4 protein-coding genes are annotated in these 6,140 nt (G+C 75.1%); 2 read left to right on the top strand and 2 right to left on the bottom strand.

Annotated elements, in window-relative coordinates:
• Positions 1–229: 229 nt before the first annotated feature.
• Complete coding sequence (locus AB0E05_RS33920; RefSeq protein WP_361970966.1) at positions 230–2,083, bottom strand: hypothetical protein; 1,854 nt, start codon at positions 2,081–2,083, stop codon at positions 230–232.
• A gap of 235 nt (positions 2,084–2,318) precedes the next feature.
• On the opposite strand from AB0E05_RS33920, the gene radA reads away from it, so the two are divergent.
• Together radA and disA are read left to right on the top strand one after the other, a co-directional pair.
• Complete coding sequence (gene radA, locus AB0E05_RS33915; RefSeq protein ID WP_361970965.1) at positions 2,319–3,821, top strand: DNA repair protein RadA; 1,503 nt, start codon at positions 2,319–2,321, stop codon at positions 3,819–3,821.
• A 44-nt stretch (positions 3,822–3,865) separates the two neighbouring features.
• A complete protein-coding gene (gene disA / locus AB0E05_RS33910; protein WP_361970963.1) occupies positions 3,866–5,017 on the top strand; it encodes a DNA integrity scanning diadenylate cyclase DisA in 1,152 nt (383 codons plus the stop codon).
• Between the two features lie 211 nt (positions 5,018–5,228).
• Here disA and AB0E05_RS33905 read toward each other — a convergent pair whose 3' ends face one another.
• On the bottom strand, positions 5,229–6,032 hold the full coding sequence (locus AB0E05_RS33905) for a hypothetical protein (RefSeq protein WP_361970974.1): 804 nt from the start codon (positions 6,030–6,032) through the stop codon (positions 5,229–5,231).
• Positions 6,033–6,140 lie beyond the last annotated feature (108 nt).

Raw genomic sequence — 6,140 nt, 5'->3', positions numbered from 1 at the left:
GCTCTCCCCCTGGGCCTAGCGGCCCGGGTGGGGGCGCCCCCACGCGTAGCCGTGGGGGAGTACCCCCATCCTCCGCCTTGCGATCCACGGCACCAAACCCCTCCCCCTACGCCCGGAGGGGCACCCCCACCCTGATCCAGCCCGATCCGTAAGACAGGCCCTAGACCGCACCCGCAGAGGCACGGCGGCTCCGTCCGGACGCACGGCGGACAGGCTCTCAGAGCAGGGCCTAAGGCGCCTCGGACGGCGGCTCCGAAGGGGACGGGGAGCCCTCGGTCGGGGACGGCGTCGGCTGCGGGGCCGTCGGCGATGGCGTCGGGGACGGTGAGTTCGGCGGCGTCGTGGGCGGTGTGGTCGGGGGCGTCGTCGACGGCCGCGGCGTCGGCGGCCTGGTGGGCCGCTGCGTCGGTGGCGTCGGCGCGCCCCGGCCGTCGATGCGGACGACCGCCCCGGAGGGCGCCACGGACACCCGGGCGCTCCAGGCGCCGGCTGGCTCGCGGTCGGGGTCGACGGTGACGTACACGGCGGTGGTCTCACCGGGGTGCAGCACGCCCGAGGTGCGGCTGGGGCGGAGCCAGTCGGCGTCGGTCCGTACGGACCAGGTGACGGGGGCGCCGCCGGACGCGGTGAGGGTGATGCGGGTGGCGCCCTGGTGGGGCTCGGCGGTGAGGGTGAGGCGCCCGGGGCCGGTGGTGGTGCCGGGGCCCGAGGACGGTGCGCCGGGGCTGAGGACTTCCACGGAGACGCCGGGGGCGAGGGTGCCGTCGCTGGAGCCGTGGCCGTCGGCGGTGTCGGCGTTGCCCGCGTTCTCGAAGCGGTCGGCAGGTCCGGCGTCGGTGTTGCCGCCGGTGCCGGTGCCTTCGTCGGTGGCGGTGACGGAGGGGCCGGCCTGGCGGGACTCGCCGGTGAGCGGCGCGCCGCGGTACGCGGCCCAGAGCGCGAGCACGGGCGCGGCGACGACGGCCGCGACGACGGTGGTGGTCACGGCGCGGGCGCGCAGTCGGTCGCGGCGGGCGGCCTGATCCTTGGGGTCGAGCGGGAAGCCGGTGGGACCGAAGCGGGGCGCGGCTGCGCGGGGGCGCGGGGCGTGCGCGGCGACCAGGCGCAGGGCGGCGCGCGGGGCCGGGACCAGGGGCAGGGTGGCGGGCGTGGGGGTGGCGCCGGGCCAGGGGCCGCGGGCGCCGGCGCGTTCGGCGGCGCGACGGCAGCGGGGGCAGTCGTCGACGTGGCGGACCAGTTCGGTGCGGAGCGCGGCGGAGAGCAGGACGCCGTGGTCGCCGGTGAGGTGGGCGACGGAGGGGCAGGCGCCGGCCTCGACGACGGCGAGGGCCGCACGGGTGCGTTCGACCTCGCAGGCGGCGGTGGCGAGGAGGTCGCGGGCGGCGACGTCCGGCAGGCCGAGGACGGCGGCGACTTCGCGCGGGGCGAGCCCGTGGCGTACGGCGAGTTCCAGCGCTTCGCGCTGCTCGGGGGTGGTGCCGGCGGCTTCGGGCCAGGCGAGGAGCGCGAGCTGGGCGCGGCGGTGGGCGGCGGTGCCTTCGTCGACGGCGGACGGGGCGGGAGAGGCGGCGGACGGGGCGGAAGGCGCTGCGGGAGCGGGCTTGGCGGCCGTGTGACGGGCGGCCGGTCGGCCCGAGTGGCGGCCGGTGTGCCGGCCGGGCTGTGCGCCCTGTCGCGTGCCACGGCCTTCGGCCAGCCGGCGCAGGCAGGTCCAGCGGGCGAGGGCGTACAGCCAGGCAGTCCTACGGGAGGCGTGCTCCGGCGCACGACCGTGATGGCGGTCGGCGAGCGCGAGGGCGTCGGCGAGCGCGGCGGTGGCGGCGTCGTGGTCGCACAGGACGGAAAGGCAGTACGTGAACAGGCCGTCGAGCTGTGCCTCGTACCGCTCGAACCGCGCGCTGCGTTCGGCGCGCTCGGTGCGCGCCGCGCCTTCGGTCCGCGCCGCGCGTCGGGGCGGCTGCTGCTGCCCCGGTGCGGTCGGCTGGGCCGGCGCGGTCGCGCGCGGGGCGCTTCGGTGGTGCGGGCGGTGCGCGCCGGTTCCGTGGGGCGTACGGGTCGTCTGGTTCGGCCTGCTGCTCGTCACGCGGTGACCGTAGGCTCCGCTCCTGACCCTGTTCTCACCGCTTGCCCTCTTTTAATCCTTACGGGTGAACAGTTCGCTCAAAGGGGGACAGCGATCGTCCATTTCGCCGCGTCCCGGCCACCCGTAAGTGGCCCCAGAAGCCCACAGGCCCGCACAGCTGAACACAAACACCAACAGACGGCCGCAGACGGGTAAGGCGGCCCGGTTGTCAGTGCCGACGGCTACGGTTTCCCTCATGGCTGCCCGTACCAAATCCGCGAAGGACCGGCCCTCCTACCGCTGCACCGAATGCGGCTGGACGACGGTGAAGTGGCTCGGCCGCTGCCCCGAGTGCCAGGCGTGGGGCACGGTCGAGGAGTACGGCGCGCCCGCCGTGCGGACCACCGCCGCGGGCCGGGTGTCCTCCCCCGCGCTCCCCATCGGCCAGGTCGACGGCCGGCAGGCGACCGCCCGGTCCACCGGCGTCGACGAGCTGGACCGGGTGCTGGGCGGCGGGCTGGTGCCGGGCGCGGTGGTGCTGCTCGCCGGCGAGCCCGGCGTCGGCAAGTCCACGCTCCTGCTGGACGTCGCCGCGAAGGCCGCCAGCGACGCGCACCGCACGCTGTACGTCACGGGCGAGGAGTCCGCGAGCCAGGTGCGGCTGCGGGCCGACCGCATCGGCGCGGTCCACGACCATCTGTACCTGGCCGCCGAGACCGATCTGTCCGCGGTCCTCGGCCATCTGGACGCGGTCAAGCCGTCCCTGCTGATCATGGACTCGGTGCAGACGGTCGCCTCGCCCGAGATCGACGGCGCGCCCGGCGGCATGGCCCAGGTGCGGGAGGTCGCGGGCGCCCTGATCCGGGCCTCCAAGGAGCGCGGGATGTCCACCCTGCTCGTCGGGCACGTCACCAAGGACGGCGCGATCGCCGGCCCTCGCCTGCTGGAGCACCTGGTGGACGTGGTGTTGCACTTCGAGGGCGACCGGCACGCCCGGCTGCGCCTGGTCCGCGGCATCAAGAACCGTTACGGGGCGACGGACGAGGTCGGCTGCTTCGAACTGCACGACGAAGGCATCACCGGTCTCGCCGACCCCTCCGGCCTCTTCCTGACCCGGCGTGACGAGCCGGTGCCCGGCACCTGTCTGACGGTCACTCTGGAGGGCCGCCGCCCGCTGGTGGCCGAGGTGCAGGCGCTCACCGTCGACACCCAGATCCCCTCCCCCCGGCGCACCACCTCCGGCCTGGAGACCTCGCGGGTGTCCATGATGCTCGCGGTGCTGGAGCAGCGCGGGCGGATCAGCGCGCTCGGCAAGCGGGACATCTACAGCGCCACGGTGGGCGGCGTGCGGCTGTCCGAGCCGGCCGCCGACCTGGCGATCGCGCTGGCCCTGGCCTCGGCCGCCAGCGACACCCCGCTGCCGAAGAACCTGGTCGCGATCGGCGAGGTCGGCCTCGCCGGCGAGGTGCGCCGCGTCACCGGCGTCCAGCGGCGACTCGCCGAGGCCCACCGCCTGGGCTTCACCCACGCCCTGGTGCCGGGCGACCCCGGCAAGGTCCCTCCCGGCATGAAGGTGATCGAGGTCGCCAACATGGGGGACGCCTTGCGGGTGCTGCCGCGGGGGCGGCGGCGCAGCGCGCCGGCGGCGCCCGGCGGGGGCCCGGAGACGGCGCCGTGGAGCGCCCGCGAGGGCGCGTCCGACCGCGCCCGGCGCACAGAGGGCGAGGACGGCCCGCGGGCCGCGGAGCCGCGCCGGTAGACTTTGCCCCGGTCTCGCCCATCCGTACGAGCCGGAGGAGTGCAGTGGCAGCCAACGACCGGGCACCAGCACCCGGAAAGTCCGGCGCGGGCTCCGGCACCGAAGGACGGATCCGCACCGCCTTGAGCGCGGTCGCGCCCGGCACCGCGCTCCGCGACGGCCTGGAGCGCATCCTCCGCGGCAACACCGGCGGCCTGATCGTCCTCGGCATGGACAAGGCGGTCGACTCGATGTGCACCGGCGGCTTCGTGCTGGACGTCGAGTTCACCGCCACCCGCCTGCGCGAGCTGTGCAAGCTGGACGGCGCGCTGATCCTCGACAAGGACATCACCAAGATCCTGCGGGCGGGCGTGCAGCTCGTCCCGGACGCCTCCATCCCGACGGAGGAGACCGGCACCCGGCACCGCACCGCCGACCGCGTCTCCAAGCAGTGCGGCTTCCCGGTCGTCTCGGTGTCGCAGTCGATGCGGCTGATCGCGCTGTACGTGGACGGGGAACGCCGCGTCCTGGAGGAGTCCGCCGCGATCCTGTCCCGGGCGAACCAGGCGCTCGCCACCCTGGAGCGGTACAAGCTCCGTCTCGACGAGGTCGCCGGCACCCTCTCCGCGCTGGAGATCGAGGACCTGGTCACGGTCCGGGACGTCACGGCGGTCGCGCAGCGCCTGGAGATGGTGCGCCGCATCGCCACGGAGATCGCGGAGTACGTGGTCGAGCTGGGCACCGACGGGCGGCTGCTCTCCCTCCAGTTGGACGAGCTGATCGCGGGCGTCGAGCCCGAGCGCGAGCTGGTCGCCCAGGACTACGTGCCGGAGCCGACGTCCGCGAGGGTGGCGCCCGGCAAGGGCGCCCAGCGCTCGCGCACGGTCGACGACGCGCTGTCGGAGCTGGACGCCCTCACCCACTCGGAGCTGCTGGAACTGTCCACCGTTGCCCGCGCCTTGGGGTACAGCGGCTCGCCCGAGACGCTCGACTCCGCGGTGTCGCCGCGCGGTTATCGGCTGCTGGCGAAGGTGCCGCGGCTGCCGGGCGCGATCATCGAGCGCCTGGTGGAGCACTTCGGCGGCTTGCAGAAGCTGCTGGCGGCCAGCGTCGACGACCTCCAGGCCGTGGACGGCGTCGGCGAGGCACGGGCCCGCAGCGTGCGGGAGGGCCTGTCCCGCCTGGCGGAGTCGTCCATCCTGGAACGCTACGTCTGAGCTGCGCCGGCCCCCGGCAGGCGCGGTGGCGCCGTACGGCGGGCTGTGTTGCGGCGTCTGCGGACCGGTGGTGGGTTGTTCGCGCGGTTCCCCGCGCCCCTGAACACCTCTGCCCCAGCCCGCAGGCGGATGACGGGGGCAGCGAAAAGGGGTGACGCTAGGGGCCCCACGGGACCCCCACACTCATCCAGCCTGATCCGTAAGACACCCCCTAGTCCTTCGCGAGGACGAAGGACGCCGGGCGGACCGTCTCGCCGGGGTACTGCGCCTCGACGAGGTACGTACCCGCGGTGACCGGCGCCGCCGGCGGCGTCGCGCACTGCGGCGCGCTGCGCTTGCGCTCCCAGGTGACGGAGTGGTTGACCGTCGAGTGCGCCGGGACCTTCACCCAGGCGGTGGCGCCGTCGCGCGGGCAGTCCTTCGACGACCACACCTCGTCGTTCTCCGCGTCGGTGACCTTGAGCACCGCGGACGCACCGCCGAGGTCCACCTTGCAGGTGGTGGCGGAGGAGTTGGTGACGGCCAGTCGGAACACCGGCCGCTGCCCGGGGGCGTAGGAGTCCACGGAGGTGGCGAGGCCCAACTGGACCGAACCCGAGGGGCAGTTGGGCAGCACGGAGCCCACGGGCAGGCGCTCGGCCGCCACGCCGCCGCCCGCACCGCCGCCGCCCGTGCCGCTGCTGCTGCCGTCGGAGCCGGCGCCGCCGGTGCCCGTACCGCCCGTGTCCGTACCGGTGCCGCCGTCGCCGCCCGGGCTGCCGCCGCCGCCCGTCCGGCCGGGCTCGTCGCGCCCGCCGGGCTGCTGGCTGATCGCCGGGCCCGACTGGCCGGGGCCGGGGGTGATGGACGGCGCTGGCGAGGAACTTCCGTTGGCGCTGTCGCTCTTGTCCCCGTCGCCCCCGCCCGAACTGATCGCCCAGACGACCAGCACGACGAGGACGGCCACCAGTGACAGCGCGACAGCCCTCCGACGCCAATAGATGGAGGAGGGGAGCGGCCCGATCGGATTGCGCATAGTTCCCACGGATCAAACTCTACGAGAGGACACGCCCAACTCCCGTCCCACCCGCCGCACTCGTCCGAAGTTCTCCGGATCATCATCCCGGTTCGGCGGCCCGCGGGT

The sequence above is a fragment of the Streptomyces sp. NPDC048057 genome (assembly GCF_040653095.1).
In the GTDB taxonomy this organism is placed as follows: Bacteria; Actinomycetota; Actinomycetes; order Streptomycetales; family Streptomycetaceae; genus Streptomyces.
The sequence above is the reverse complement of the archived record's forward strand: the minus strand, read 5'-3'. Positions and strand labels throughout refer to the sequence as shown.